The sequence below is a fragment of the Ruegeria sp. BG9 genome, assembly GCF_056538305.1.
The window spans coordinates 118,626-144,562 of sequence record NZ_JBQFSY010000007.1 but is presented as its reverse complement, the minus strand read 5'-3'; the positions used below and the strand labels follow the sequence as shown (position 1 = coordinate 144,562).

The 25,937-nt window shown below is 58.8% G+C and carries 25 protein-coding genes; 15 read left to right on the top strand and 10 right to left on the bottom strand.

Annotation, left to right across the window (positions count from 1 at the left end):
* Positions 1–38: 38 nt before the first annotated feature.
* Positions 39–1,085 carry a type VI secretion system protein TssA gene (gene tssA, locus ACR0I8_RS13500; RefSeq protein WP_170689089.1) on the bottom strand — a complete coding sequence of 349 codons (1,047 nt, stop codon included), beginning with the start codon at positions 1,083–1,085 and terminating at the stop codon, positions 39–41.
* A 367-nt stretch (positions 1,086–1,452) separates the two neighbouring features.
* Here tssA and ACR0I8_RS13495 point away from each other — a divergent pair, with 367 nt between their 5' ends.
* The 5 genes from ACR0I8_RS13495 to ACR0I8_RS13475 are packed head-to-tail and all read left to right on the top strand — an operon-like array spanning position 1,453 to position 4,688.
* Positions 1,453–1,869 carry a hypothetical protein gene (locus ACR0I8_RS13495; protein WP_170666648.1) on the top strand — a complete coding sequence of 139 codons (417 nt, stop codon included), beginning with the start codon at positions 1,453–1,455 and terminating at the stop codon, positions 1,867–1,869.
* Positions 1,870–1,872: 3 nt separating this feature from the next.
* The gene (locus ACR0I8_RS13490) at positions 1,873–2,493 is read left to right on the top strand and encodes a MotA/TolQ/ExbB proton channel family protein (RefSeq protein WP_170643312.1); all 621 of its coding nucleotides are present in this window, start codon (positions 1,873–1,875) and stop codon (positions 2,491–2,493) included.
* Between the two features lie 10 nt (positions 2,494–2,503).
* The gene (locus ACR0I8_RS13485; protein ID WP_170689088.1) at positions 2,504–2,932 is read left to right on the top strand and encodes an ExbD/TolR family protein; all 429 of its coding nucleotides are present in this window, start codon (positions 2,504–2,506) and stop codon (positions 2,930–2,932) included.
* Positions 2,929–3,339 carry an ExbD/TolR family protein gene (locus tag ACR0I8_RS13480; RefSeq protein WP_170378451.1) on the top strand — a complete coding sequence of 137 codons (411 nt, stop codon included), beginning with the start codon at positions 2,929–2,931 and terminating at the stop codon, positions 3,337–3,339. Before ACR0I8_RS13485 ends, ACR0I8_RS13480 begins: the two co-directional genes overlap by 4 nt.
* Positions 3,336–4,688: a DUF4384 domain-containing protein gene (locus ACR0I8_RS13475; protein ID WP_170689087.1), complete on the top strand. Its 1,353-nt coding sequence runs from the start codon at positions 3,336–3,338 to the stop codon at positions 4,686–4,688. Before ACR0I8_RS13480 ends, ACR0I8_RS13475 begins: the two co-directional genes overlap by 4 nt.
* Positions 4,689–4,700: 12 nt before the next feature.
* Here ACR0I8_RS13475 and ACR0I8_RS13470 read toward each other — a convergent pair whose 3' ends face one another.
* The gene (locus ACR0I8_RS13470; protein WP_170689086.1) at positions 4,701–8,189 is read right to left on the bottom strand and encodes a PA14 domain-containing protein; all 3,489 of its coding nucleotides are present in this window, start codon (positions 8,187–8,189) and stop codon (positions 4,701–4,703) included.
* 243 nt (positions 8,190–8,432) lie between these two features.
* Here ACR0I8_RS13470 and ACR0I8_RS13465 point away from each other — a divergent pair, with 243 nt between their 5' ends.
* The 3 genes from ACR0I8_RS13465 to ACR0I8_RS13455 all read left to right on the top strand — a co-directional run bounded on the left by ACR0I8_RS13465 (position 8,433) and on the right by ACR0I8_RS13455 (position 13,557).
* Positions 8,433–10,139 carry an ABC transporter transmembrane domain-containing protein gene (locus tag ACR0I8_RS13465; RefSeq protein WP_170689085.1) on the top strand — a complete coding sequence of 569 codons (1,707 nt, stop codon included), beginning with the start codon at positions 8,433–8,435 and terminating at the stop codon, positions 10,137–10,139.
* A 215-nt stretch (positions 10,140–10,354) separates the two neighbouring features.
* Positions 10,355–12,226 (top strand): ABC transporter transmembrane domain-containing protein, encoded by a 1,872-nt coding sequence (locus ACR0I8_RS13460; RefSeq protein ID WP_170689084.1) that lies wholly within the window; start codon positions 10,355–10,357, stop codon positions 12,224–12,226.
* Between the two features lie 2 nt (positions 12,227–12,228).
* Positions 12,229–13,557 carry an HlyD family type I secretion periplasmic adaptor subunit gene (locus tag ACR0I8_RS13455; RefSeq protein ID WP_170689083.1) on the top strand — a complete coding sequence of 443 codons (1,329 nt, stop codon included), beginning with the start codon at positions 12,229–12,231 and terminating at the stop codon, positions 13,555–13,557.
* 6 nt (positions 13,558–13,563) lie between these two features.
* On the opposite strand, the gene ACR0I8_RS13450 is transcribed toward ACR0I8_RS13455, so the two are convergent.
* From ACR0I8_RS13450 to ACR0I8_RS13440, 3 genes are read right to left on the bottom strand one after another with little or no spacing between them, the layout of a single operon-like run.
* Entirely contained in the window at positions 13,564–14,358 is a 795-nt protein-coding gene (locus tag ACR0I8_RS13450) for an iron chelate uptake ABC transporter family permease subunit (RefSeq protein WP_170378462.1), read from the bottom strand.
* Complete coding sequence (locus ACR0I8_RS13445; RefSeq protein ID WP_170526947.1) at positions 14,358–15,098, bottom strand: metal ABC transporter ATP-binding protein; 741 nt, start codon at positions 15,096–15,098, stop codon at positions 14,358–14,360. Before ACR0I8_RS13445 ends, ACR0I8_RS13450 begins: the two co-directional genes overlap by 1 nt.
* A gap of 2 nt (positions 15,099–15,100) precedes the next feature.
* Positions 15,101–15,613 carry a transcriptional repressor gene (locus ACR0I8_RS13440; protein ID WP_170689082.1) on the bottom strand — a complete coding sequence of 171 codons (513 nt, stop codon included), beginning with the start codon at positions 15,611–15,613 and terminating at the stop codon, positions 15,101–15,103.
* Positions 15,614–15,670: 57 nt separating this feature from the next.
* Between ACR0I8_RS13440 and ACR0I8_RS13435 the strand changes: the two genes are divergently transcribed.
* Entirely contained in the window at positions 15,671–16,807 is a 1,137-nt protein-coding gene (locus ACR0I8_RS13435; RefSeq protein ID WP_170689081.1) for a metal ABC transporter solute-binding protein, Zn/Mn family, read from the top strand.
* A gap of 155 nt (positions 16,808–16,962) precedes the next feature.
* Positions 16,963–19,146: a Tex family protein gene (locus ACR0I8_RS13430; RefSeq protein WP_170689080.1), complete on the top strand. Its 2,184-nt coding sequence runs from the start codon at positions 16,963–16,965 to the stop codon at positions 19,144–19,146.
* A 2-nt stretch (positions 19,147–19,148) separates the two neighbouring features.
* Here ACR0I8_RS13430 and ACR0I8_RS13425 read toward each other — a convergent pair whose 3' ends face one another.
* The 5 genes from ACR0I8_RS13425 to ACR0I8_RS13405 are packed head-to-tail and all read right to left on the bottom strand — an operon-like array spanning position 19,149 to position 22,094.
* Complete coding sequence (locus tag ACR0I8_RS13425; protein WP_170689079.1) at positions 19,149–20,261, bottom strand: TonB family protein; 1,113 nt, start codon at positions 20,259–20,261, stop codon at positions 19,149–19,151.
* Positions 20,258–20,635 (bottom strand): ExbD/TolR family protein, encoded by a 378-nt coding sequence (locus ACR0I8_RS13420; RefSeq protein ID WP_170378474.1) that lies wholly within the window; start codon positions 20,633–20,635, stop codon positions 20,258–20,260. The genes ACR0I8_RS13425 and ACR0I8_RS13420 overlap by 4 nt, the downstream gene beginning before the upstream one ends.
* A gap of 4 nt (positions 20,636–20,639) precedes the next feature.
* Positions 20,640–20,966 carry a biopolymer transporter ExbD gene (locus ACR0I8_RS13415; RefSeq protein WP_170689078.1) on the bottom strand — a complete coding sequence of 109 codons (327 nt, stop codon included), beginning with the start codon at positions 20,964–20,966 and terminating at the stop codon, positions 20,640–20,642.
* 31 nt (positions 20,967–20,997) lie between these two features.
* Positions 20,998–21,663, bottom strand: a complete 666-nt coding sequence (locus ACR0I8_RS13410) for a MotA/TolQ/ExbB proton channel family protein (RefSeq protein ID WP_170689077.1) — start codon at positions 21,661–21,663, stop codon at positions 20,998–21,000.
* Positions 21,660–22,094, bottom strand: coding sequence for a hypothetical protein (locus ACR0I8_RS13405; RefSeq protein WP_170689076.1), 435 nt, complete (start codon positions 22,092–22,094; stop codon positions 21,660–21,662). The genes ACR0I8_RS13410 and ACR0I8_RS13405 overlap by 4 nt, the downstream gene beginning before the upstream one ends.
* Positions 22,095–22,325: 231 nt before the next feature.
* Here ACR0I8_RS13405 and ACR0I8_RS13400 point away from each other — a divergent pair, with 231 nt between their 5' ends.
* From ACR0I8_RS13400 to ACR0I8_RS13380, 5 genes are read left to right on the top strand one after another with little or no spacing between them, the layout of a single operon-like run.
* On the top strand, positions 22,326–22,676 hold the full coding sequence (locus ACR0I8_RS13400) for an MbcA/ParS/Xre antitoxin family protein (RefSeq protein WP_170378480.1): 351 nt from the start codon (positions 22,326–22,328) through the stop codon (positions 22,674–22,676).
* A complete protein-coding gene (locus tag ACR0I8_RS13395; protein WP_170689075.1) occupies positions 22,676–23,188 on the top strand; it encodes an RES family NAD+ phosphorylase in 513 nt (170 codons plus the stop codon). Before ACR0I8_RS13400 ends, ACR0I8_RS13395 begins: the two co-directional genes overlap by 1 nt.
* Positions 23,189–23,237: 49 nt before the next feature.
* A complete protein-coding gene (locus tag ACR0I8_RS13390; protein ID WP_170378484.1) occupies positions 23,238–24,791 on the top strand; it encodes a caspase family protein in 1,554 nt (517 codons plus the stop codon).
* Positions 24,761–25,462, top strand: coding sequence for a hypothetical protein (locus ACR0I8_RS13385; protein ID WP_170378486.1), 702 nt, complete (start codon positions 24,761–24,763; stop codon positions 25,460–25,462). The genes ACR0I8_RS13390 and ACR0I8_RS13385 overlap by 31 nt, the downstream gene beginning before the upstream one ends.
* 11 nt (positions 25,463–25,473) lie before the next feature.
* Positions 25,474–25,878: a hypothetical protein gene (locus ACR0I8_RS13380; protein ID WP_170378488.1), complete on the top strand. Its 405-nt coding sequence runs from the start codon at positions 25,474–25,476 to the stop codon at positions 25,876–25,878.
* Positions 25,879–25,937: the final 59 nt, after the last annotated feature.

Here is a 25,937-nt window from a genome sequence, read left to right as displayed (position 1 = left end):
TTCTTTTCAATCCGGTGTTCGGCTTGCGCCCAAACGGATCAATAATCGTCATCGTCGTCTTCTTTTATGCCGCCGATCTGGCGCACCTCATCCAGACCTTCTTTTGCCATATCTTCGATAATTGTCAGAAAATCGGCATTCACAAGGCGCTTGGCGCGCTCAAGCAAAATTGGCAGCGGGCTGGAGGGCTCGCACCGGGCATAATAATCCATGATGCGTTCCAGCATCCGCGTGACATCCTCGGGCGTGTTGATCGCCCCGCCGCCGCCACCACCCGACGCCATCGGCGCGGCCGGGGCACCCGATGGGCCGCTTGGGCTGTCATCGTCGCCGGAATCGTCTTCTTCGGCCTCGCCCACATCGGCATAACTGGCCAACGCCTGCTTGATGCTCTTAAGCGCATCAGACAGAGGCGTCAGATCCGGGCCTTCGCCGGGCGTTTTGTCGCTGAATACAGCGTCGATTGCTTCGACATCATCCAGAGCCGCGGACGCCGCATCGGCATTGGCCTCCAATACCTCGTCATCGGTGTCTTTGAACGCGGCGGCAACCCCGGTTGCATCAGGCGCGTCGTCCAGATCTGCAGGCATGTTGATGCGACCCTCGGCGACATCCAGATGGCGCAGGGTTATCCGCCCGAACATGCGGCTGTCCGTCAAGGCGGTCCGACGCAAGGCGCGTACCATCCGATCGGACGAGGCCAGACCGCGCACCGCATTGATACGCATGGTGGCATCGCCGTCATCTTCATCCAGCTCGGGGTGGCAGGTATCCCAATTGTCTTCCAGCAGGGCTTTCACATAGCCCACGGCCGAGGCAAAGGCGGGCAGACCCTTGGTGTGCAAAACCGCCTCGGCCAGATAGATGGCAGCACGAATGTCATGGCTTTTGTCCATGACAGCCAAGGCCTTTTCCTCGACATCGCGCCAGTCCTGTTCTTCGGCCGCAACAACCTCATCGCCCATCTGACGCTCTTCGCCCGGCTGAGCCGCGATCTCAAGGTCCGTAAAGGCCGGATCGTATTCCAGATTTTCTCCGCTGGGGGGTTCGTCGTCTCTGGGCTCCAGATAAGATGAAAGGTCCATTTTATTCCCAATACCGTCCTGTTCGATCGCAGCTTGTTGTTCTTGTTGAATCGCTTACAGCAGCGCCTGCAATCTTGTGTATGAATTAGTTCACATGATGGCGAAACTCGCAAACACTTCCAGTTTCCTCTGCGGTTTGTGTGGTTAATCGGTCGCAATGCGCAGACCAGGTCGAGATCAATATACACATTTTCCCGACCCGCCGTACCGTTTGTTTACGCAAGGGCAAGTTCATCATTCCATCGCGAACGTGACCCATTGCAGAAATATCTTCCCGCATGCGCCCTGTTTCTGCAATGTTCAGTGCTAAGACCCGCGACGCAAGACATCGGATGTGGGTTCAACGACCGGCAGCAGAGGTAGGAAGATGAGAAAATCGCTTTTCGGCGCAGTTGCATTGACATTGATGGCCGCAACCGCGCAGGCCGATGAGGGCCGCCTTGGAATCGAGTTAAACAAATTCGAACCCGCCGACAACGGCGGATGCCGCGCGTTCTTCCTATTTCGCAACCAGACTGACAACAGTTTCGAAGAATTCGAGATGTCGTTGGCCATCCTCGACAGCAATGGCGTGATCGACCGGCTACTGTCCATCGACGCGGCCCCCCTGCCCGTTCAACGCACGGTGCTTAAACTGTTCGAAATCCCCGAGATCGAATGCTCCAATATCTCTGAGGTGCTGCTGCATGATCTGCCGGCCTGCAAGCCCCAGAACGCCGAACCTCTGGATTGCTTCCCCCTGCTGGCGCTGGGCAGCAAGACCTCAGCCAATCTGGCGCAATAGATCATGTTCGGGCTCGAGACACTGGGCGCAGGAGGCCCAATCATCGCAATCCTTGGCGCGTTGTCGCTGCTTTCGGTCACTTTGATCGTCATCAAGGCGATGCAACTGGCCCCAGTTCGATCCGGCGGAGGCGCGAGGGACACAGCACTGGTGCAGTGGTCCAAGGGCGACAAGCAGGCGGCACTGGCAGCCGTCGCTGCGGGGAAATCTCCGGCTGATCGCGTCTGCGCCTATGCCATGCAAGCGCTGAACGATGGGTTCAAGGGGCCCGCCTTGATGGCCGAGCTTACACGTCGCGGCAATCAGGAATTCGCTGCCATGAACACATGGATTCGTGTGCTGGAGCTGATCGCGATGATCTCACCCCTGCTTGGCCTGTTGGGGACCGTGACCGGGATGATCCAGTCGTTTCAGGAGCTGGAGTTGGCGCAAGGAGCGGCCAATGCCTCGGTCCTTGCGGGCGGAATCTGGCAGGCCTTGCTGACCACAGCCGCCGGTCTGTTGGTCGCCATCCCCGCCGCTGTCGGGGCATCGCTGCTATCGGGCCGCGCAGAAGCGGGAGCTCAGGCGATTGAGAACGCGGTTGGGCAGTTGATGGTGATCGAGGAACGCGGCACGCAGTAAGGGATCACACATGTCCGCCGAGCTTAGCCTGAACAGACGCAGACCGACACGGCCCCTGATCTCACTGGTGCCGATGATCGACGTGATGCTGATCCTGCTGGTGTTCTTCATGGTGACCTCGACCTATCTGAACCTCGACATGATCCCGGCATTGGCTCAATCGGATCGCCCTGCACCCTCCGGCACCTCAGGTGAACCCGCCAGCGCCGTGGTGATCCGTATCGGAGGCGACGGCGCGCCCTATTTCCGCGGGCAAGCGCTGACCTCTGAGGACCTTGAGGCGCTGTTGTCCGACAGAATCGCCCAGGCCCCGGCAACTCCGGTGATCGTGCTTCCAACCAGCAGTGCCCGCATGCAAGCGCTGGTCACTGTTATGGACGTGGTCACCCGCGCAGGCGTGACCAACATGCGCGTCGTCCGGCTGGAGGCGCGCCCATGAAGATCACCCGCCCTGCCCCACGCCACCACCCCGAAACCATAATCGCCCTGATAGATGTCGTCTTTTTTCTACTGGTCTTCTTCATGCTCATCGGACGCTTGGACGCCACCGCGCCATTCGACGTGACCCCGCCGGTGTCGCAATCCGGAACGGATATGCCAGCGGGAGGATTGACCCTGTCAGTCAGCGCTGATGGCCAATTGGCCCTGGACGGAACAGAGCTTTCGGCGGATCAGATCGCGCTATCGGTCGAGGAGTCGCTGTCCGAACAGCCCGACCTGCTGCTCCGCATCAACGCCCATCAGGATGCCGCTCTGCGCGAGGTCTTGCCCTTAATCGCCGCGTTCGAGGCGATGGGCGCACGGGATGTGGTGTTGGTCGTGACACCTCCGGGTCCGGTCCGATGACGCGCACTCCGTTGATATGGGGTGTTGCGCTATTCTGCTCTGTCGCTATTCACACTATGGCTGCGGTCGTTCTGCTTTGGTCTACGGAGCCTGAACCCGTGATCGAGCAGCCCGTACCGGAAACACGGATGCAGCTTTCGGCCCATCAGGTGAAACAAAGCACCGCCGCGCAAGCGCAACCGGATGCAGAGGCGACCTCAACCGAAGAAACAAGCGGCGCGCGATTGGCGCAGGGCGCTATACCTCAATCCTCGGCCCCAGAGATTGCCGCGAACGCTCTAAGCCTCGCGGCCAGCGATCAGGTGGCCAACCAAACGCAGGCTCTGGCAGCCGTTCAGGACAAACCGCAATCCGTGGTTGCCGAACAGGCGGTTCCGGTGACTCTGGCCTCGGCCGAGTTGCCGGCAACCACGTTGACTTCTAACCGTGCCCCGACGGACTCGGTGGCGTTGACCCAACCTTCTTTTGATGCCGCTCAGGCCGTGCAGGCGCGGCCCGTCGCTTTGACCCAAACCCAACCGGACGTCCCAAAGGCAAAGGCGGCCGATGTGTTTTCGGCAACCGGCGATTCCCCGATTGATCCCGTAAGCCTCACCGCCTTTCAAAGTTTCACGCGCCCCGAAGATGCGGGTCAAGCGGCTGAGGACCTGCGTGATGGCATAGACGGCCTGCTGGCCCAGGTACCGTGTTCACGCCTTCAGGTGCAGTTCCGCCCAGAAACAAACACCCTCGAGCTGATCGGTCATATCCCGGAAAACGGCCTTCGCGGGCCTGTCATGTCGGAGCTTCAGGCGCAGATGGGGGCCAATATTCAGGTCACTGACAATCTGCTCATCCTTCCCCGACCCCAATGCGGCGCGCTCAGCGGGATTGTCGATGTGGGCTTGCCACAATCCACCGACCAGATCACCAACCCCTTGCTAGTAGGCGATGATATTCACACGCGGGAGTTTCGCTACGCTTCAGGTCAGCAACTGGTCCTTGATCTGACCGGAGCCGACTACGACGCCTATATCTATGTCGACTATTTCGACGCCGACGGTCAGGTCATACATCTCAGCCCAAACGCATCGGTCCCGCTTGCCAGAACACCCGCCAAATCTGCATTCAAAATTGGCGCTGAGAAACAAGGCGACCCCGGCCTTTTTATCACCATCGGCCCTCCATACGGACAAGAAATCGCGGTGGCCTTCGCGGCGTCGACCCCCCTCTTTGACGAGGAAAGACCCTTGATCGAACCGGCAGGACCTTACCTTGAGTTCCTCAAAGATCGAGTCGCCGGCGCCCGCGCCAACGACCCGGAATTCAAGGGCGAGTGGGTCTATTTTTTCATAACCACGTCCGAATAGGCCAGCCACGGACTACCAATCGACTCTTTCATAGGCCTCCGTCTCAATGCTCGTGATCTCGGAGTGTGATGGCGAGATCACGTCTTCATTTAGAACATCGTCAGCTTCGTCATGCGCGGCTTCCGAAGAATCTGCATCCCAAGATACTACATCCCCGTTGTGCGAGGCACTCGCGAAGAACGCGAATTCATCCGGCGCATCGAGTTTCGTAAGCGCATCAACATCACCAACATCCATCGAAAACGCGGTTGTCGATGTCACCGGCGCGCCGTTAAAGCCGGTATCCGAGATCACGATCTGGCCATCAATTGCGCCCTCAAACCCCGGGGGCGGCGAGATTTCAAGATAGCCGATATCCCAGCCGCTCACATCAACCGGCCCTCCATCCGACATCACCGCCGCCTCAGCACCGACGATTAGGCTGTTGGCTGGCAACCCCGCAATTGCCACATCCGCCTGATCGCTGGCACCCATCAGGTCAATTCCAACCGCCAACGTCCCGTTTTCTTCAATCGCCAGTTCCGGGTCCGCCTGCACCAAAGCGCGACCCTTGGTATCAGGGCCTTCCCATTCCAGTTTTAGCCCTGCATGCCCGTAGTTCTCGAAATACCTGACCTCAATTTCGTGGGTGCCGGGGTCGAGTTCGATCTGACCGGCTCGGGTCTTGTAGGCGTGCAGCCCATCATTCTCGATCACCTTGACACCATTGACCAACAATACGACTCCATCATCCCCTCCGGCAAAGAAGGTGTATGTGCCGCCTTCTTCGACCGAAATACGCCCCTCCAAGCGGGCACCGAAGGTGTCTTTTGACCCCCCTTCCCAGAACGAGTCAGCGCTGTTTTTGTAGTGAATTTCTGACACGATTTCCTGATGTGTCGGGTCGGCGTTCCAATCAATGTCGTCCAATTTCGAAAGCCTATGTTCCAAATCGAAAAAGCTGGCCTGAAATCCACCACTCACTTGGGCAGTCGGGGCAAAAACCTGCGCCGGATGAACCTCGAACGACACTGTCTGGACAGCGTCTTGGCTACCACCGAATTCGGTTGGTGTAGAGGAACGTACCGCCACATCAATAGGGCCCGAGAAATCGAATGGAGGCTGTATGATCAGCAAGTCCCCCTGCCAGCCGCCCAGTTCCACGGTCCCGTCAGGCTCGGCAACATAGGTCTGACCGTGCACTTCGACCTGCGTTCCGGGCGGCAATCCATCCAAGGAAAACAGGGTATCTTGGCCAATTCCCAAAGCTGCTGTGTCGATATCGAAGGCCAGCGGAGTCCCCGCTACAACCTGCGCCTGTGCAACATCCGGGGCCGAAACAAGCTGTCGACCGTCAAGGCCTGGGCCATCCCATTCCAGCTTCAGGCCTGCTTGGCCCGAACCTTCAAAATACCGAACTTCGATAGCATGCGCTCCAGGTTCGAGGTCAATCTGGCCAGAACGTGTTTGATTTCCATGTGAATCGTCCTCATGGATGACCGGCACTCCATCAACAATCAGCATAACGCCTTCGTCTGCTCCGAGATGGAAAGCGAACGTCCCACCCTCGGAAACCTGTACCGTTCCGGTGACCTCAACGCCGAACGTGTTTCGCGACCCGCCTTCCCAAAAGGACCCGCGGCTGATTTCGTAGTTAACCTCCGTCGTGACCTCCTGATGCGTTGCAGGGGCGTCCCAATTCACATCCTCAAGTCGCGTCACGCTGTGGTCGGCATCGAAATGTTTGGCGTGAAACCCGGTGCCAATCGACATATCGGGCCTGTCTGCAATAGAGATCGAAAGTGTCTCGGTCGTGCTTAACCCGCCTTCGTCGATGACAGTCACGTCAATGGTCAAGGCCTCAGCCTCACTGCGATCAAGCGCAACATTTGGTTTCAGACGCAACTGCCCGCCGATCACTTCGAACCTTTCATCCGAAACTTCGATACGGTGCGTATCACCATCATCTTTATCATCGAACCGAATCTGACCAACCACGGCGCCCGCGACACGTTCAGCCACGGCGAGCTGCCTTTCGGTCAGAGTGATGTTGTCGACCAAAGCGCCATAGGAGTCGTTCTGGCCTTCGGCCTCACGCAGTTCCAGCTTGTCCTGGCCAGTACCAACAACCTGCAGTTGGAACGTCTCCCAATCCGACGATTTTGGATCCAGTTCTGCAACCAGAGTGTCGTTCCAAAACACCTCAACCGTATCGGTCCCATTCGCAATGCGTTCGCGCAGGTCGAGGCCCAGATCATAGAGCTGCCCCTCCTGCGTCTGCACAACCTGAGAGATGCTATCCATGCCCCAGCCATGGTCCATCTCCATTACCTGATCCCCGTCCGAGGCCTGCAGCCTTCCTAGTCGGTCCCATATCTCGATCCCGTTGGCATCGGTCCAGGCACCGGATTGATCATCGTCAAACCCCCTCCACCGGCCCTGTGCAAGGTCGAATTCCTCAAAGCTGCCGTTCCGGATCAGGTTTTCTGTTCCGTTTTGAACAGTCAGATCAATCGGCGCTTCGTTGATATCCTGAACCGATATCGAGAATGTTTCGGTGACGCTCAAGCCTCCGGCGTCGGTCGCTTTGATACTGATTTCAATGTGATTTTCACCCTCGTGGTCCAACGAGATCCCAGGCCGCAAGCGCAATTGCCCGTCCGAGATTTCAAAGCGTTCATCCGAGATGTCAAAACGGTGGGTGTCATTCAGATCAGGATCCACGACGGAAATGTTTCCCACCGCTGCTCCTATCGCGTTTTCAGCCACTGTCGTACCGTCCAACGACACTGTTTCCGGGCCTTCGTTCACATCCGCAACGTCGATTGTGAAACGTTCAGTCGAGCTTAAACCGCCCTCATCCGTGACGGTGACATCCACCTCAACACTGCCTGCGTCTTCATGGTCGAGCGCAACGCCGGGTTTCAATCGCAACTGACCGTCGAGGATTTCGAACCGAGGATCAGACACCTCAAACTGATGCGGCCCATCCGAATCCGGATCAAACACCGTAAGGGTCCCGACCACCGCGCCTTCATCGTCCTCTGATAGGCTTGAGCCGTCGAGCATGACATCCTTGGGGGCTTGGTTTTGTTCTTCCTGTGGTTGAGGGGGCGAGACCGCAGGAATTGTCGGAAGGGTGGGCGCGTTCGGCTCGACCTCAGGCGTAACGTCCGGAAATTCAGCCGATATATCGGCAGTAGGAAGCGGTCCGACAGTTGTTTCAGCAGAGGAGACCCTCTCTTGGTGATCCAATTGCCCACTTTCGCCAGATGGGCTTGTATTTAAGGGCGACCCAGCCCGTGCGACAACGCTTTGCGGTACGCTTGCTATGCCTGTTTCAACACCTTCTTCAACCACCGTTCTCTCAGCGAAATTGACGCCCGCCGAAGGTGCTCCGCCACTGGTCTGAGCTTCATCCAGCACCCCTTGCGCCTGTTCGCCGGTATGCAGAGTACTCCTGGTCGGGTCCTCAGCCGAAATTGCAGGTGCCCGTGAAAGATTTTCTGCAATATCCTGCATTTCGCTTTGCTCAGACTTCGCGGAATTCGCTTGAAAATTCAGATTGATGTCCGGCTTATTCATCGCAAAACCCCGATTTACCTACTGACGATTCCCAAAAACCAGTAGCATGTGGAGATTTCTCAAAAGTTACTGAAATACATGCAATTTTTTCTAAACTCAGCGCATCCTGTGACCTGATGTTTACTCGTTCTTAAACGCCGCGAACCCAGACCTAGGGTACAAATGAACGGGCGTTAACACATGAAAGCGAACAGGTCGGTCAAGCGCAGAACAAGGCTGCGGATGGGTATTCCTCTGCTGGCGGCGTCGCTGTCGCTTAACATCTTGTCCCTTCTCATGCCAATCACCATTCTGCTGATCTTCGACCGCATCATCCCCTTTAAGTCGACCGAGACGTTACGCATCCTGACCTGGGCACTGGTGATCGGTGCAGGACTTGAGTTTGCGTTGCGTTGGGCGCGTTCTGTTCTGTTGACAACCGCAGCCGAGGAGAGTGCCGTCGCCCGCCAGCGCCGGTTCCTTGAACAGGTTTTGAACGCAAATCCGATCCATTTCGCTCAGGACACCGCCAGCACCTATTTCGACCGATACATGGCGATCAACCAACTGCGAGAACACCAATCAGGTCAGAGCCAGACGCTCGCCATTGATCTGCCCTTTACGATCCTGTTCGCCCTCATGATCGGCTTGATCGGAGGGTGGTTGGTTCTGGTCCCGGCCGCTGCGTTCTGCATCGTTTTGGTTTTTGCGGGGGTGATGAAGCACCTTCAATGGTCCATGTTTGAGCGTCGCAAGGCGCTGGATACCCGTCGATATGCGTTCCTATCGGCCCTGCTGTCCAGCCTGTCCACGGTCAAAGCCAACCGAATGCAACCTCAGATGGCCCGAAGGTTTGAGTTGCTGGAGGACCAGACCGTAGACGTCAGCCGCAAGTTGATCCTGTTCTCGGGTTTTGCGCAGAGTTTTGGCGCTGTTTTCGGGCAGATCATGGTTGCTGCAATCGGCTTGCTGGGTGCGTATCTGGTCATTCAGAACATGATCGGAATCGCCGAATTGGCGGCCTGTATGCTTCTGAATGGTCGTATCATTCAGCCTTTGACCAAAATCATGGCGATCTGGGTTCAGTCAGAAAGTGTCGCTTTGTCCCGGCGGAAACTGCGCGAGATGGACAGTATCTCTCAGCAACCGCCAAACTGGATTGGGCACAAGAGACTCAAGGGTGATCTGCGGGTCGAAGGGCTATGCCTGTCGCACCCAAAAACCAAAGAGATCGCCAGTCGCCCCCTGAGTTTTCACGTGCCAGCTGGCACTGGAATACTGATAGAGGCGGAAGAAAGCTGGATGGTCGATGCCCTCTTTGCGACCATTCTGGGCAACCAAAAGCCCAACGCTGGCTCATGCCTGATAGATGAGGCTGCAACAACGGATCGGCCTGTCCTTGTCGGGCATGGCGGGATAGTAGCGCTGGAGCGCGACCCTGCGATCCTGTCAGCAACCTTGCTGGATAATTTAACCGCTTTTGGCGGCGCCGAAATGGCTGAGCATGCCAAACAGATTGCTGCGACGCTTGGCTTGGAGCAGCGTGTTCACCGGCTGCCAGAAGGCTACAATACCCAGCTGGGCAAGGGGTCCAGTTTTGAAAGCGATCCGGTCAACCGACAGCTGATCGCGCTGACCCGAGCCCTTGCTTTGCGCCCTCGGATGTTACTGATAAATGAACCGTCGTCTGTTCTGGACGCACCTGAGCGTCAGACCTTGGCAACCTGTTTGAAAACGCTTTCGCCGCGCCCCACTCTGGTGATCGCAAGCCCCGACCCCCGGTTGCGGCAGCTGACAGATCAATCCGCCCAGCTGGGCAATCCCCAGACCTCCGATCTGCTTCAATGGCAAGAGGATGCCCATCGGGAAACAGATGAAGCGTGCCGCATCAAGAGAGGTGCCGCATGACCGCCATAGCGATTGAAAACACTACTCAACTTTTCCAGTCGCTACTACAAGCAAGTGGTTGGAAACATGACCGAGACAGTCTGATCGAAGCCTTTCCACACTTTTCCCAGCGCTTGCAGCCGGGGGATATTAAACAAACCCTGGAAAACCTCGGAATACCGTTCGCGCAAGTCAGGTGTCGGATGCACGAGATCGCGGCTTCGGACTGCCCGGCTATGGTCGTACCCGATTATGGGCCAGCCTTTCTCGCGCTGGACAGCAAAGGCGCGCATGTGCTGGTTGATGACGCAAAGGCGGAAAATCCACGATTTCAAAAGCTTCCCCGTCACCGGTGCACCCTGTTTCGGATGGACCGTTTTGCCTTTGACCGCAGCGCGAAAGCGCAGATCACCGTAACACAGGCCTTTCGTGACCTGCGCCCGATCCTGCCGGGTCTTTTGTTTGTCTCCATGCTCAGCAACATCTTGGGCCTTTTCGCCCCGCTGCTCATCATGGCCGTATACGATCGGATCATCCCGTCGGGATCAGTCGATATGCTGCTGTCACTGGCCGTTGGGGTCGCCGTCATCGCGGCAACAGACATGGGTTTTCGCCACATGCGCACGCGTGCGCTGGCGTATATTGGATGGCGCGGCGAGCAAAAGCTAATGACAGCCTTATTCCGGAAACTGATGGCTCTGCCGATGGGCCAAATGCAAAGCTCGGACGTGAACCAACACCTGTCCCGGTTCCGCCAGTTCGAGGCCCTGCGAGAGATGTTTACCGGGCAGATGATCACCACGCTCCTGGACCTGCCCTTTGCCCTACTGTTCGTTGCCATTCTGCTCCATCTTGCGCCAAGCGTTGGGCTTTGGACACTTGCGCTGGCAGTGGCTTTGGCCATCTTGGGATTGATCACGATCCCGCGCCAGAAACAACTTGATAAGAAAGCGGCACAGGACGCCGCGCACGGCCAGCTGGCGGTACAAGACGCAATCGTCCATCAAGGCGCCTTCGCAAGCCTCGGAATGCAAACGCGGTGGCTCCAGCGCTGCATGCCCTTGATCGAAACCGGTGAGGAAAGCACAAAGCGCGCTCGGCAATTCCAAGCACTTGCGCAGTCATTGGGGCAAACGCTTGCGGCCTTGGCCACAACCGGTGCAATTATTTTGTTCGCCCATGCCGCCATGTCCGGGTCATTGAGTTTTGGCGCTCTGATCGCCTCAATCGCGTTGGTGTCAAAGATCTTTGGCCCACTACAGGCGCTGTATTCCGGATTTCCGCAGCTTTTGTCTTTCCAGGCCAGCCGCGAGCAGGCAGACCGGGTGCTGTCCCTGCCGCAAGAGATGGAGCTTGGGCTCGGCCGGTCCCACCAAAAAGCGCTGAACGGGTCCATCTCTTTTTCCTCGGTGACATATCGCCCGGACCCACTTCGCCCACCGATCCTGTCGCAAATCAGTATGGCGTTTAATCCTGGTGAACTCGTGGTCATGCTCAGCAGCGACACGGCCGCTCGGACTGCTGTTCTGGATCTGATCGATGGTCTGGCATCCCCGATTGGGGGAACGATCGAACATGATGAGATCGACATCCGCCAGATAGCGCGGGACGAGCTGCGCAAGTCGGTCACCTACGCCACCTACGAGAAATCACTGTTCTATGGCACAGTTGCACAGAATTTCCGTTTGGCCGCGCCGTCTCTTTCCGACATCGAAATTCAAGCCTCGCTGGATCGGATGGGCTTACGACAAGGGCACAGCATTCTGCCAGACGGTGTGCGGACGCGTCTTTCCGACGAAGCCCTTTCACAAATGCCAGATGAGATTTTGAAATCTCTTACCCTTGCACGCAGCATGGCGCGACCAGCCTCGGTCTACCTGTTCTCGGAACCGACAAACGGATTGAGCGACACGCGCCGTCAAGCATTCAAAACCTGGGTCAAAGAGCAGGCCGGAAATCGCACGGTGATCATCGCGGCAGCAGATCGATCGTTTCTGAACATCGCCGATCGCTTCATCTATCTCAACGCAGGTCAGATTGCTGTGAACGACACCGGAGATGTCGGGCGAAAGAAGATGTTGGCCGCCCTGAAAACGCTTGGAGCTTGACGATGGTTTTCCGAACAAAGTCCGCAAACCGAGAAGGACCGCTGGACCGCAGCGCACGACGAAAGCGTGCCCGCGCGCCTCGGTTCGCGGCGTTTCTCGCGCTTGCTATCACCGGTTTTCTTGCCAGTCTGATCGCTTTGTCATGGCGGACCGGTGTTCCACAGATCACACGCGCGTCGGGCACTATCGTTCCGATGGGCCACTATGTTCAGATCGAAACCATGGAAGGCGGGATTGTCCGTTCAGTCCATGTTCAAGACGGTCAAACTGTGGAAATCGGTGATGTCCTGGTCGAGTTGCACCACCCCGAGCTAACACAAGAGATGGAGGTCCTGTCCGCGCAAGCCTCCTCTGTCGCGCGGGATCTAGAAAATGCACAGGCCGTGCTGGCCATGCTTGAAGGTGAAGCTCCGCAGAGGTCTACCCAGATACAAACGCTCAGAAATGCAGGTCTGACGACGGCGGCGGCCCGTATTGAGCTATTCCTGGAAAGCCAGAAGGTTCAGCGCGTTTCGATTGAGCAGCAAACCAAGACCTTGCAAATTCTTGAAGACGCCGCAGAGTTCGCGCGCCAAAGGGTCACAAAGAAAGAGCAGGTTCTGGATCGCTACGCGAAGCTGCAGACACAGGGACTGAAATCTCTCAGTGATTTTCTGGAAGAAGAAGACGAAGTCGACGCCATGCACGCCGCTGCCGAGGACGCCCGTGTCCGCGCCGCCGAGGCACGAAACACTTTGACCCTTGCAAAGGCGGCCGTCGCAGAAGAGGCGCTGACGCTGAGAGAGGACGTGCTTACCCGCATAAACGCGCTGGAACACGAACATCACCAGTTGCAGACCTCGCAGAAACTCGTAGAGGCCAGACTCGCCGACCTGCGCCTGATCGCTCCGGTGCGTGGCGTGATCCAGTCGGTGGCCTCACCCAATCCCGGTGAGGTGATTGCCCCCGGCGAAACGCTCTTTGAACTGCTTCCGACCCGGCAGAACCTCATGGTCGAGGCCCGCATTCCCAATTCCGAGGTGGGGCACGTGGCCCCGGAACACCCGGTGGCGATCAGCGTCGATACGTTCGATGCCCGCCGCTTTGGTAAGGTCGAGGGACGGTTGCAGTCGGTGCATCCCCTGCCCATGACCGACGAACAAACTGGCGAGACCTATTTCCGGGCCTCCTTCGTTCTGGCGGACTCAACTATCGGCAACGGCGCGTTCAACCGTCCGCTGCAGGCGGGTATGACCGTTGTGGCCGAGATGACAACGGGTGAGCAGACACTTCTCAGCTATCTGTTGAAACCGGTCCAACTGACTTTGGAGCGGGCCTTCAATGAAAGGTAGGGCGTTCTATCGCTTGTGACCTTTCCATCCCATCAGGCTGAAACAGGCAAACAGGATTGCAGCGACGCACACAATTGACGGCCCTGCAGGTGTGTCGAACACGTAAGCAGCTCGCAAACCGGCTACGGCGGAAACCGCTCCGATGGCGGCTGCGATTAAGGCCATGGATTCGGGCGATCGGGCGAGGCTACGCGCAGCAGCGGCAGGAATGATCAGCAAAGCTGCGATCAGAAGAACGCCCACGACCTTGATTGCCACCGCAACGGTTACCGCCAGAGACAAGGTCAGGATCAATTGCTCGCGCTTTGGATCATAGCCGCTGGCATAGGCCAGCTCTTCGTTCAGGGTCGCGGTCAATAGCTGCGACCAACGCCAGCCGATCAGGGCAACAACCAGTGCCGCCCCGCCCCAAATCACAGCAAGATCCGTGCGCGAAACCGCCAAAATATCGCCGAAAAGATAGGCCATCAGGTCAATGCGGACGCCTGAAAGAAACGACACTGCGACGAGGCCAAAAGCCAGCGCAGAATGGGCGAGAACGCCCAAAAGCGTGTCCATCGCGTATCCTCGACCAGAAAGTAAGGTAACCGTCAACGCCATCAGCAGAGCTACGGCCAATGCGCCCGCGAAGATAGACATCTGGAAGGTTAGTGACAGCGCAACGCCCAGAATGGCCGCATGCGCGGTCGCGTCGCCAAAATATGCCATTCGGCGCCAGACCACGAAACATCCAAGCGGAGCCGCCGCAAAAGCCACACCAATCCCGGCAAGTGTCGCGCGGGTCATAAAATCATCCAGCATTATTCTGCAGCGTCCTGAGAGCTATGATCGTGGTCGTGATGATGATCGTGGTCATGTCGGTACAGCGCCAGCGCTCCTCCGGTCCCTGTCCCAAACAAGGCGCGATATTCAGGGGCTGAGGCCACAACAGCGGGCGAGCCTTCGCAGCAGACATGACCGTTTAGGCAGATCACCCTGTCCGAGGCACTCATGACCACATGCAACTCGTGGCTAATCATCAAAATGGCGCAGCCGGTCTCGCGGCGCACGGTTTCAATCTGCCGGTAAAAGGCCGCTGAACCGGGTTGATCCAAACCCTGCGTCGCTTCGTCCAGCAAAAGGATATCCGGGTGGTTGATCAAGGCACGCGCCAGCAACACGCGCTGAAACTGCCCGCCGGACAATTGTGTCATCTGCTGCTTCAACAGATCGGGAACGCCTGCTTCCTCAAGCGCCTCGGCGCAGCGGGCGCGGCTGACGTGATTGGTCAGGCGCATGAAGCGCTCGACTGAAATGGGCAGCGTCGGATCGATATGCAGCTTCTGCGGCACGTATCCGATCCGCAGGCCCTGTTTGCGTGTAATGCGACCCTTTGCAGGTTTGATGGCCCCGATAATTGCACGCAACAAACTGGTTTTGCCGGACCCGTTTGGCCCGACAATTGTCACGATCTCACCGGGTTCGATGATCATATGGACATGGCGCAACACGGTATTGGCCCCGTAGCTCACGCTCAGGTCTTCAACGGTGACAAGGGACATTGCTAGGCCTTTTCGGTGCAGTCAGAGCAGAGACCTTCGGCTTCTACTACAGTACGTTCGATTTCAAAACCCACGGCGCGGGCGACATCGCCAAGGGCCCCGCTATCAACGGCCGAGGAAGCTTCGGCCACCGCGTCGCAACCGCGGCAAATCATGAACACAGGTGAATGCGTTGCTCCCGGATGGGCGCAGGCCACAAAAGCATTCAAGCGTTCGATCTTGTGGACAAACCCGTTCTCTACCAGAAAATCCAAGGCGCGATAGGCCACGGGCGGCTGCGAGCCAAACCCCTCGTCCCGAAGGCGATCAAGGATGGCATAGGCGCCAAGCGCCCTGTGTTCCTGCAACAGCATTTCCAGCACCTTGTGACGCACGGGCGTCAGACGCAGCCCCTCGGCGCTGCATTTTGCCTCGGCCATGGCAAGGCCGGTTTCCACGCAGGACACGTGGTCATGATCATGGAACCCCACCGGCGCAGCTTCGTTGGTCGAGTTCTGTTGCCTCTGACTTGTCATGTTATCTTATATCATATATGCCGCGATTAAATGTTATAAAATCACACAGAGGGTCCAATGTCCAGAAACCTCCTTTCCATTTCGATCACCACTACACTGTTGGGCGGCACCGCCATTGCCGACGTCCCGAATGTGGCCGTTGATATTGCCCCGGTGCATTCGCTTGTGGCCCGCGTGATGGACGGCGTGGGCGAACCCAGCCTGATCGTTCAGCCGGGCGCCTCACCCCATGAATACAATCTGCGCCCGTCCGAGGCGGCAGCTCTGCAAGAGGCGGATCTGGTCTTCTGGATCGGCGAAGATCTGACGCCATGGATGGAAAACGCTGTCGAAACGCTCGCTGGAGGCGCGGCTGTAACAACGCTGCTGGAGGCGGACGGAACCACTCTACTGGACTTCCGCGAGGACGCGTTGTTCGAAGCGCATGATCACGGCGATGACGAGGATCATGACGACCACGGTCACGAAGATCATGGTGATGGTCACAAAGACGAACATGGGCATGATGATCATGACGATCACAAAGACGAACACGCCCATGATGATCACGACGACCACAAAGACGAACATGGTCACGATGATCACGACCACGACAAGGAAGACGATCACGCGCATGACGACCATGGCCATGAAGAGCACGCAGACCACGATGATCATGACGACCACGAAGGTCACGCGCATGGCGAACACGATCCGCATGCCTGGTTGTCGCCTGCAAACGCCAGCACATGGCTGAATGTGATTGCTGCTCAACTCTCGGCTGCTGACCCTGAAAATGCGGGCAAGTACTTTGAAAACGCAGCCGCGGCGCGCGCAGAGATGGAGGCGCTTTCAGCTGAAATCGCGGAAACGCTGGCCCCTGCTAAAGGCGGCAACTTCATTGTGTTCCACGACGCCTACCAGTATTTTGAAAACGCGTTCGACTTTTCGGCCTCGGGAGCGATCTCGATCGGCGATGCATCCGATCCAAGCCCTGCGCGCATTGCAGAGATTCAGGGTCGCATCAAAGAGGAAAGCATCGATTGCGTTCTGTCCGAGCCACAGTTCAACCCCGACCTGATCGCAACAGTCATGGAAGGGTCCGAGGCCAACACCGCCGTGATCGACCCGCTTGGAGCCGAACTTGAACCCGGCGCGGCGCTCTATCCCCAACTTCTGCGCAATATGGCGAACACATTGGCTGAGTGCCTCTAAGGCGCGCCAAAGCCCGGCCGGCTCAGCGGCCGGGCCTCGCACGCAGGCAAAGGGGCAGACCGTTTCAGGAAATCTTGCCCCAACGCGCTGACCCTCTTCCCCTCTGCCAAAACGCTGTCTAAGAAGTCCTTCCGACCCAGTATCAGGAGGCCCCCTTGGACCGTATCGCCCGCACAATCGCCACCGAAATCAACGCGCGCGCGGATCAGGTCTCGGCCGCCGTTCGGTTGCTGGACGAAGGCGCGACCGTGCCCTTCGTGGCCCGCTATCGCAAAGAGGCGACCGGCGGGCTGGACGATACGCAGCTACGAACCCTCTCGGACCGGTTGACCTATCTGCGAGAGCTGGAAGCGCGGCGGCAGACGATCCTGACGTCGATCAAAGATCAGGGCAAATTATCGGACGATCTGGCGAAAGCCATCGCCGGGGCCGAGACCAAGGCGCAGTTGGAGGATATCTACCTGCCATACAAACCCAAGCGGCGCACCAAGGCGATGATCGCCCGCGAAAACGGGTTGGAGCCGCTGGCCGACGCTATTCTGGCCGACCGCAATGCCGACCCCGAGGTCCTTGCTCAGGGCTATCTGTCCGAGGCTGTCGAAACGACCAAGGACGCCTTGAACGGCGCCCGTGACATCGTGACCGAGCGGCTGACGGAAAACGCCCTTCTGCTGGGTGAGCTTCGCAATTTCATGCAGCAAGAGGCGCTTTTGTCTTCGAAACTCGTTGAGGGCAAAGAAAAAGAAGGCGCGAAGTTCAGCGACTATTTTGACCATTCCGAGCTTTGGGCAACCGCCCCCTCGCACCGGGCGTTGGCCATGCTGCGGGCTTCGAAAGAGGGGATCGTCACGCTGGATATCGCCCCTGAACCCGAGGCGGGCGCGGCGCGGGCTGAGGCGATTGTTGCCTCGCATCTACAAACTCGTGGCGATGGCCCCGGAGATAAATGGCTACGCAAGGTTGCAGGCTGGACCTGGAGGGTCAAGCTGTCCCTGTCGATGATGGTTGAGCTGATGGCCGACCTGCGCAGCCGGGCGCAGGATGAGGCGATTCAGGTGTTCTCGCGCAACCTCAAGGATGTTCTGTTTGCGGCCCCGGCGGGCGCACGTCCCACGTTGGGTCTGGATCCCGGCATTCGAACCGGCGTCAAGGCCGCCGTGGTGGATGCAACCGGGAAAGTCGTTGCGACAGACACGCTCTATCCGTTTCAGCCGAAAAACGATCTGGGTGGGGCGCAGGCGGCGATCCTGAACCTGATCTCGGCCCATCAGATCGAGCTGATCGCCATCGGCAACGGAACTGCTAGCCGTGAAACCGAACGAATGGTCGCCGACACACTCAGCATGCTGCCCAAGTCGGTCAAAACCCCCACCAAAACAGTCGTATCTGAGGCCGGGGCCTCGGTCTATTCCGCGTCGGAACTGGCCGCGCGAGAGTTCCCGGAACTGGACGTATCCCTGCGCGGCGCGGTCTCAATCGCGCGCCGTTTGCAAGACCCGTTGGCTGAGTTGGTGAAGATCGAACCGAAATCCATCGGCGTCGGGCAATACCAGCATGACGTGGACCAGCATCGCCTGTCCCAGTCGCTGGCGTCAGTGATCGAGGATGTGGTGAACGCGGTCGGCGTCGACCTGAACACCGCCTCTGCCCCGCTGCTGTCGCATGTGTCGGGCCTTGGCCCCGGTTTGGCCGAGGCCATCGTACAGCACCGCGATCACAATGGCGCGTTCCAGTCTCGCAAAGACTTGCTGAAGGTGGACCGCCTTGGCCCACGTGCCTTTGAGCAATGCGCAGGATTTCTACGCATCCGGGAAGGAGAGGAGCCGCTGGATGCCTCATCGGTCCACCCCGAAGCCTATGACGTCGCCCGCCGCGTCGTCGCTGCCTGTGGTCGGGACATCCGGCAGATCATGGGACATGACGGGGCGCTGAAGGGCTTGAGGGCTGAACAATTCGCCAATGAGACCTTCGGCCTGCCCACCGTGCGCGATATCTTTGCCGAGCTTGAAAAACCGGGTCGTGACCCGCGACCCAGTTTTGTCACAGCGTCGTTCCGGGACGGCATTGAGGAGATCACCGACCTCAAACCTGGCATGCTGCTGGAGGGGACGGTGACCAATGTGGCCGCCTTCGGAGCCTTCGTGGATATCGGCGTTCACCAGGACGGGTTGGTCCATGTCAGTCAATTGGCGGATCGGTTTGTCAAAGACCCGCATGAGGTGGTTAAAACCGGTCAGGTCGTGAAGGTACGCGTTGTCGAGGTTGACGTCCCCCGCAAACGGATTGGCCTGACCATGCGCAAAGATGGCGGGGCGCAGCAACGGCGCGGACCACGCTAGGCTCAGCCGTTCTGGTAGTAGAAAGACAGTTTACGGCTGACACCACCGGGCGGCGGCGGGAACGGTGCGGCCCCCCTGACTTGCTCCTTCGCAGCTCGATCCACCTGGTCCGAGCCCGAGCTGGTGATGACCTCGACCCAGGCCAATGAGCCATCCGGGTCGATCTGAAAGAACACCTGCGCATAGCCGCGAACCGGTGCGTAAACCTGAGGCGCGCGGTTCAGATGCACCAGAACTTGTCCGGCATAGTTGGTCGTGGTGGAATTGCCCGGCCCTCGCCCGCCGGACTGGTTGCCCCGGTCATTGCGGGTGAACGCGTCAACCCCTTCGCGCTGATAGGCCGCCAGTGGGGATTCAATGGTTTGTTCTGGGAATTTCAGGTTATCGAATTTCCGCGTGCCGGGCAGCGCAGGTTGAACCTCGTCCGAGGGCGTCCGATTGGGCAAACGCGGTCGAAGAGAAGTTGCCACCGCCTGCTCGGTGCCTTCGCTGTCCTCCACAGGTTCGGCTTCTTCCGGTAAAGGCTCCACCGCGATTTCTGGCTCAACAGCCTCTTGTTCCTGCGGCACAGGCGCAACCTCGACGGGCGGCAACGCGGCCAGTTGCTCAGCCTCTGGCGTTTCGACCGGCTCAATCGGCTCTGCGGCACTGGCTTGCGGGATTTCGACGACATCAGATGGCTCGGCCAAGGGCGTTGCGTCGACCTCATCACTTGCTGCCGTTTGCGTCTCCGACTGGTCAACGGATTCGGTCACCTCCGGCTCTGGCACCTCGGCCTGACCGCCGTTGGAAGCGCCGGTGTCGGGCGCGAAAGTCTGCTCTTGCGGATCGGGCGAAGCAACCAGAGCTTCGCTTGTCGGAATCTCCGCTTCTTCAGGCTCAGGCGAGGTTTCGACCGGAGGTTCGGGCACCTCCGCTTCTTCTGGCACGATCGGCTCGGGTACCCGTTCGGCCAAATCCTCAAAGGCCGTACCGAGAGTCACCGCATCTTCGTCATCGCCCACAATGCTCGGCGAATGGGTCAAGCTGGCAGTGGTCATGCTCAGCCCCAGAATATGCACCAAGAGCGAAACCAGAACGGCCACTGCGGCGATGATGGCCGAAGTTCGGATCATTCGATCGCCTGCTGGGTGACCAGAAAGACCGATTTTGCCCCTGCACGCCGCAGCGCACCCGTCACCTCGATCAGACGCGGGCCCGAGGCCGCGCGGTCTGGCACGATGCGGACCTCTTCGCCCTCATGATCTACCATGTAGGTTTCCGCATCAGTGGCCTGCCCGCGAAAGCTGAGCGATCCGTCCGCATGCAGGACCAGCGCATCGGGCGGCTCACGCCCCTCAAGTTCTGCGGTGTCGACCAGCTCTAGATCGGGGTCCAAAGGGGGGGCCACGGTGCCGGCGATCAGGAAGAAGACCAGCATCAAAAACACCACATTGATCAGCGGGATTGTAGAGTCGCGTCTGCGGCGTTGGGATGTCTGGCGGATCATCGGCCTACTCCAACACCGTGACGGTCAACCCGTCGCGACCTCGTAGAGGAACCAATACATCGACAAGACGCTGCGCCGAGGTATCAGCGTCGAGGCTGATCAGAACCTGCCCGGTCTCAACTTGTGCCAGCAGATCATCCAACGTGATCGAGGCCCCGTTCAGAACCAACCGATCCGGACCAAGCTGCAAAAACACTCTGTCTGCTGGCGCAGTGCCCGCGCCACTGCCAGCAGCGGCCTGCGTTAATTCGATCTCAGCAAATCGCGAAAATGTGGATGAGAGCATGAAGAACAGCAGCAGCAGAAATATGACGTCGATCAGCGGCGTCATCGACAAAGGGCGTCTGACAAAGGGCGCCGTGTTACGCATGTTCGGGGGCGGCGCTCGGGGTCCGCGCCCCGGCCGTTGCCTGCAGCGCGTGACCGGGCACCAGAATGGTCCGAAGCGCTTTGTCCGCAAACACCCGCTCACGCGATGTGCGGCTTTCCAACCAGGACAGAACCATCGAGGTCGGCATCGCCACCGCCAGTCCTACGGCCGTTGTCACAAGGGCGACCCAGATACCACCGGCCAACAGCGACGGGTCCACCGAGGAACCGGCGGTTTGCAGGCTCTGGAACGCGTTGATCATGCCAAGCACTGTTCCAAACAAGCCAAGTAGCGGGGCAAGCTGCGCCACCGTGTCCAGCAGTCGAAAGCCGCGCTCCAACCCGGCCAAGGCCAGACCAGCCTCGGCATCCAAACGGTCATCCACGCCAGGCACGTCGACCCCATCCATCGCCGCGCCAACGATCGGCGCAAGGTAGCTGCTACTGTCGTTCAGCCGAGTACGCGCTGCGGCGCGATCCCCTGCATCCCAGGCATCCAGAGCTTCGGACAGAACCTTGTGCCGACCAACACCACAAGCCGCGAACTGCCACAGTTTATACAGCGTGACCGAAAGCGTCAGAACCGACATCACAATCAAGATTCCAACCACCGGCCCGCCAAGCGCCAGAATTTCACGCAAAGTGCCCAAGAAGTTCATCCCAAAAGCTCCACTTTGACCCGGCTGCTGAGGCTGAGCTTATCGCGACAGATAGTGCTATCCGCACCGTCGACCACGCAGGTATTTGCACCGTTGATCAAGGCTCGGCCCACCTGCGCGCAATCCCTTCCAGGCAGATCAAACTGCCGCACGCGCGGTCGATCCGCCGGAAGATCTCGGAAATCGAACAGGGACAGGCTAACCACACCGCCTTCAGAGTCGAAAATCACGGTCTCGAACACGGCCTTGTCGATTGAGACTCCAGTTCTGTTCTGCACCAGAAAGGTCAGTCGGCAGGCGTTGCCCACATTCTGCGCCGTGTTCAATTCGACGGACAGCGCCTCAGACGGTGCGCTTTCTGATTGCGCCCAACTGACGGCTGGCAACACGGCCGCGAACAATGCCGCAAAAGCGGTGCGATGAAACGACATGGATGGGCTCCTGCTGTTTTCTTGCCATTTGAGACCTCATACCCGAGGCTGCGAACAGGTAAAAGGGCCGCTCGGGCTGTCGTCAATCAACGGGTGGTCCCAAGTTGGTGAGGATCATGTCGTTTGCCAAGGGGTTTGGTGAGGTTTGAGAGGCAGTGACACGGTATGAAGCCTTGAAAATCAGTAATATTGACGCTATATACCGTGAAAGTAACAGGATTGGAGGGTGGTATGCAGATTGCTCAATTCGCCGAAGGCGGGCTGTTTGAGCCTCGGAAAATCGCGGCGGCTCTGCGTACATCCGCCGAAGAGGTCGCCTTGACAGTGGGGTTGGGCAAGGATGCCCTGCAACGCCGCACGCGCATTCAATCCGACAAGACCCAACGCCGCCTGCGCGAACTGGTCGAAGTCCTCAACAAAGTGCAACCGCGTTTTGGCTCGGATCTGATCGCCTATGCCTGGTATCGCTCGGAACCCCTGCCCGGCTTTGACGGGCGAACAGCCATGCAGCTGGTCCAGGAGGGCAAGGCGCAGCAGGTGTTGGAGTACATTGATGCCGTCGATGCCGGTGTCTATGCCTGATGCCGCTTGACGAGGGCTGGTATCGTGGGCCGCTTTTTCGCGCATTAAACCCGGTCTACGCGCGCGATCCCCTTTCGGGTCGCGGGGCAGAGAAATATGGTGGTCGGTTCAACGCGAAGGGAACACCTGCGCTCTACACGGCACTGGACCCGGCCACGGCCCTGCGCGAGGCCAATCAGGTCGGGGATTTGCAGCCGACGATACTGGTGTCCTACCACGCTGATTTAGGCCCGATCTTCGACACCCGAGACGAGGCCGCCTTGGCCCAATACGGAATGACCGCGCCCGGACTAGCCGATCCCGGTTGGCGATCGGCCATGCTGGACCGACGCGCTGTCCCGACGCAAGACCTGGCCGCGCAATTGATCAAGGACGGTTTTGCCGGTTTGCTGGTACGCAGCTTCGCACCTGGGACGACACCGGCGAACCTCAACCTCGTCCTCTGGCGGTGGAACGGGCTGGATACGCGGCTGACTGTTGTGGACGACGAGGATCGACTGGGCAGGCTATAGAACTCCAATCTGTCTGTGCAGTCCAAAACCCATGCGCTAAGGTGACGGTATGACTCGGTTCCGATTTTTGCTGGTTTGCATAATGTCCTGTCTGGTTCTGGCGACAGGCTCGGCCCGGGCGGCTGATCGTGTGGCCTTGCTGATCGGCAATTCCGACTACCGCGCCCCGGATATGGCCTTGCGCAACCCGGTCAACGATGTTGAGGCCCTCGGCGCAGCGCTACGCGAGCTTGGCTTTGCCGTGACCGAGGCCACCGATCAGAACGCAGCTTCGATGGATCGTGCGGTACACGCCTTTGGGCAGGCGGCGCAGGGCGCTGAAATGGCTGTCTTCTTCTATGCTGGTCACGGGGTTCAGATCGGCGGTCAGAACCACCTGATCGGCACCGAGTTTTCAGGGAATGACCTGACCGCTCTCAGCCGAAGTTCGATCACCATCGACCGCGTGCGCGATGTGCTTGCCAAGGCTGGGCCGGATGTCGGCATCCTTCTGCTGGACGCCTGCCGCAACAACCCGTTCTCGGAGAGAGGGATGGTCGAACAGGGTCTTGTCCGCATCCGGGGCGGTGCAGGTCTACTGATCGCCTATGCCACTGACCCCGGCAACGTGGCGTATGACGGGCTGGGCGACAACAGTGTCTTCACCTCGAGCCTGCTGGATCATATTGCAACGCCAGATCTGGATGTGCGGCTGATGCTCGGTCGGGTGCGTCAACAAGTGGTTCTGGACACTGAAGGTCGTCAGATCCCATGGGTCGAAGAATCCGTTCTGGATGAGCATAGTTTTGCGCCGGGTTTGCCCTCGGCCAGTCCCACGGACGCTTTTGAGGCCGATATGGCCCATTGGCGGAGCATTTCCGCAAGCAGCGATCAAGCAGACTTCAAAGACTATCTGCAAACCTATCCCGATGGCCTGTTCGCCGCTTTCGCGCGTGACCGGATTGAGCTGTTGAGGAACACCGAAACCGCCCCAGCCGCGCCGATCAGTGCAACGCTGGCTGCCGCGGAACCCGATAAGCTGGCTGCGGCCCTTTCCACCCTTGGGCTGATGCCAGATGGGCCAAGCCGCAACCTGGAACCGGCCCTCGATCAGTATCGCCGTCGCTTGCCGCTGCAGGAAACCGCAACGCCAGAGCGTCTGTTTGAAGACGCCGCCGAAGTCTCGGTCTTTCTGGCCGCCACGACATTGCAGAGCCTGCGTACCGATATCGTTGCACTGCGCAGTGTCGAACGCACTTTGGCCGTTGCCGAAAATGCCTTGGGCCAGATCGAAGAGATCGCCCGCTCGGACCCTGCCGCGCTGCCAGTACTGCAACAGGCCCGCAATGATATCTACGACATCTATCGCTCACGCGGTGTCATTCTAAGGCGGTTGGATCAAAGCCGCAGTTATTACGATGAACTTTTGACACGCGCCGTGGTGTTCTTTCCATCCGAGCCAGGCGCAGATTTCTTTGACGCTGCGGCGACTTCGCGTAACCTCGGGCAAGCACACGCGCGCCTGAGCGAGGATGCCGCATTGTTTCTGCGCCATGTGGCGCAGGCAGAAGACAGTAAAAAAGGGAGTTATCAATGGCTGGCAGATCTAATTCCACCCGGCTGATCGCCGCCGTGTTAGGGGCATCGTTGGCTCTGTCCGCCTGCGGTGGCAGCAGCGAGCCGGAAACGCTGAGATCCGTAGGCGCTGGCTCAAGCCAGGCCGAGGCCGATCTGGCAAAACAAGCGGCAGCCCTGCAAAAGACAATCCTGCAAGGGGCGATTGCAGGTGGTGTAGCGGGTGGCGCGATCGGCTTTGGGCTGGGCGGTTCTGACGACGTAGGCACAGGCGTCGCCCTCGGACTGGGTGCTGGCGCTCTGGCAGGCACCTATGTGGCCTATGTGCAGCGCAGCTATGCCGGGCGCGAAAGACGGTTGCGTCAGATCAAATCCGATCTGGACCGGAACGCCGCCGAAATGCAGACCACGTTGAACGTGATGAACGAAGTTCTGGTGGCTCAAAAGGCTGAGTTGGACGCACTGAACGCCCGCGCCGCAGCGGGAACCGTGGATCAGGCCGAGTTGCAACGCGAACTGACCGAGGCCAATGGCAATCTGAAACAGATGGAACTGGCCATCGACGGGGCAACCAGACGGCAGGCCGAATTTGCTGAGGCGCGCAGCCTGACGATCAAGCGCCGCCAAACCACTTCGCCCATTGACGGTGATCTGCAGGCTCTGTCCAACCAGATTTCGCAGATGCGCGGGATCGCCAGCGATTTGGCGTCGTCGCTGTGACAGGGCAAAACATGATCACACGCATTGCTCTGCCTTGCTTGCTTTTGGCCGCCTGCCAAACCACGACAGACCCGGCGGACGGAGGGTTCTTCGCCGGAGTATCCGGCATTGCGACCGGGGCCTATGATGACCGGATCGAGGCCGCCGAGGGCGATGTGGCGACAGCTCAGGCCCGCAACGACGCGTTGGCCGCGCAGATCAGATCCTCGGAATCGGAACTGGCGCAACTGAAATTGAAAATCCTGCAACAGCGCGATGCCATCGGCGGCGGAGACCCCGCCACAGCCGCCAGAATCGACAGGGTGCTTAACGCAAAGCCCCAAGGCACCACTGCCGAAGCGCAATTGCAGGCCTTGCAGCGCAGCATTTCTGAGGCCCGCGCGCTAAGTGCGGATTTGGCGCGGCTGTCGGGATAAGCCCTGCAGCGAAGTTCAGGTTTTTACGTCGTTGGAATGCCGCGATGTCGCAAATGCGC

Excerpts from the sequence above, each read along its gene's own strand:
- tssA (WP_170689089.1), bottom strand. The coding sequence starts at position 1,085 with ATGGACCTTTCATCTTATCTGGAGCCCAGAGACGACGAACCCCCCAGC.
- ACR0I8_RS13495 (WP_170666648.1), top strand. The coding sequence starts at position 1,453 with ATGAGAAAATCGCTTTTCGGCGCAGTTGCATTGACATTGATGGCCGCA.
- ACR0I8_RS13490 (WP_170643312.1), top strand. The coding sequence starts at position 1,873 with ATGTTCGGGCTCGAGACACTGGGCGCAGGAGGCCCAATCATCGCAATC.
- ACR0I8_RS13485 (WP_170689088.1), top strand. The coding sequence starts at position 2,504 with ATGTCCGCCGAGCTTAGCCTGAACAGACGCAGACCGACACGGCCCCTG.
- ACR0I8_RS13480 (WP_170378451.1), top strand. The coding sequence starts at position 2,929 with ATGAAGATCACCCGCCCTGCCCCACGCCACCACCCCGAAACCATAATC.
- ACR0I8_RS13475 (WP_170689087.1), top strand. The coding sequence starts at position 3,336 with ATGACGCGCACTCCGTTGATATGGGGTGTTGCGCTATTCTGCTCTGTC.
- ACR0I8_RS13470 (WP_170689086.1), bottom strand. The coding sequence starts at position 8,189 with ATGCAGGATATTGCAGAAAATCTTTCACGGGCACCTGCAATTTCGGCT.
- ACR0I8_RS13465 (WP_170689085.1), top strand. The coding sequence starts at position 8,433 with ATGAAAGCGAACAGGTCGGTCAAGCGCAGAACAAGGCTGCGGATGGGT.
- ACR0I8_RS13460 (WP_170689084.1), top strand. The coding sequence starts at position 10,355 with ATGGTCGTACCCGATTATGGGCCAGCCTTTCTCGCGCTGGACAGCAAA.
- ACR0I8_RS13455 (WP_170689083.1), top strand. The coding sequence starts at position 12,229 with ATGGTTTTCCGAACAAAGTCCGCAAACCGAGAAGGACCGCTGGACCGC.
- ACR0I8_RS13450 (WP_170378462.1), bottom strand. The coding sequence starts at position 14,358 with ATGCTGGATGATTTTATGACCCGCGCGACACTTGCCGGGATTGGTGTG.
- ACR0I8_RS13445 (WP_170526947.1), bottom strand. The coding sequence starts at position 15,098 with ATGTCCCTTGTCACCGTTGAAGACCTGAGCGTGAGCTACGGGGCCAAT.
- ACR0I8_RS13440 (WP_170689082.1), bottom strand. The coding sequence starts at position 15,613 with ATGACAAGTCAGAGGCAACAGAACTCGACCAACGAAGCTGCGCCGGTG.
- ACR0I8_RS13435 (WP_170689081.1), top strand. The coding sequence starts at position 15,671 with ATGTCCAGAAACCTCCTTTCCATTTCGATCACCACTACACTGTTGGGC.
- ACR0I8_RS13425 (WP_170689079.1), bottom strand. The coding sequence starts at position 20,261 with ATGATCCGAACTTCGGCCATCATCGCCGCAGTGGCCGTTCTGGTTTCG.
- ACR0I8_RS13420 (WP_170378474.1), bottom strand. The coding sequence starts at position 20,635 with ATGATCCGCCAGACATCCCAACGCCGCAGACGCGACTCTACAATCCCG.
- ACR0I8_RS13415 (WP_170689078.1), bottom strand. The coding sequence starts at position 20,966 with ATGACGCCGCTGATCGACGTCATATTTCTGCTGCTGCTGTTCTTCATG.
- ACR0I8_RS13410 (WP_170689077.1), bottom strand. The coding sequence starts at position 21,663 with ATGAACTTCTTGGGCACTTTGCGTGAAATTCTGGCGCTTGGCGGGCCG.
- ACR0I8_RS13405 (WP_170689076.1), bottom strand. The coding sequence starts at position 22,094 with ATGTCGTTTCATCGCACCGCTTTTGCGGCATTGTTCGCGGCCGTGTTG.
- ACR0I8_RS13400 (WP_170378480.1), top strand. The coding sequence starts at position 22,326 with ATGCAGATTGCTCAATTCGCCGAAGGCGGGCTGTTTGAGCCTCGGAAA.
- ACR0I8_RS13395 (WP_170689075.1), top strand. The coding sequence starts at position 22,676 with ATGCCGCTTGACGAGGGCTGGTATCGTGGGCCGCTTTTTCGCGCATTA.
- ACR0I8_RS13390 (WP_170378484.1), top strand. The coding sequence starts at position 23,238 with ATGACTCGGTTCCGATTTTTGCTGGTTTGCATAATGTCCTGTCTGGTT.
- ACR0I8_RS13385 (WP_170378486.1), top strand. The coding sequence starts at position 24,761 with ATGGCTGGCAGATCTAATTCCACCCGGCTGATCGCCGCCGTGTTAGGG.
- ACR0I8_RS13380 (WP_170378488.1), top strand. The coding sequence starts at position 25,474 with ATGATCACACGCATTGCTCTGCCTTGCTTGCTTTTGGCCGCCTGCCAA.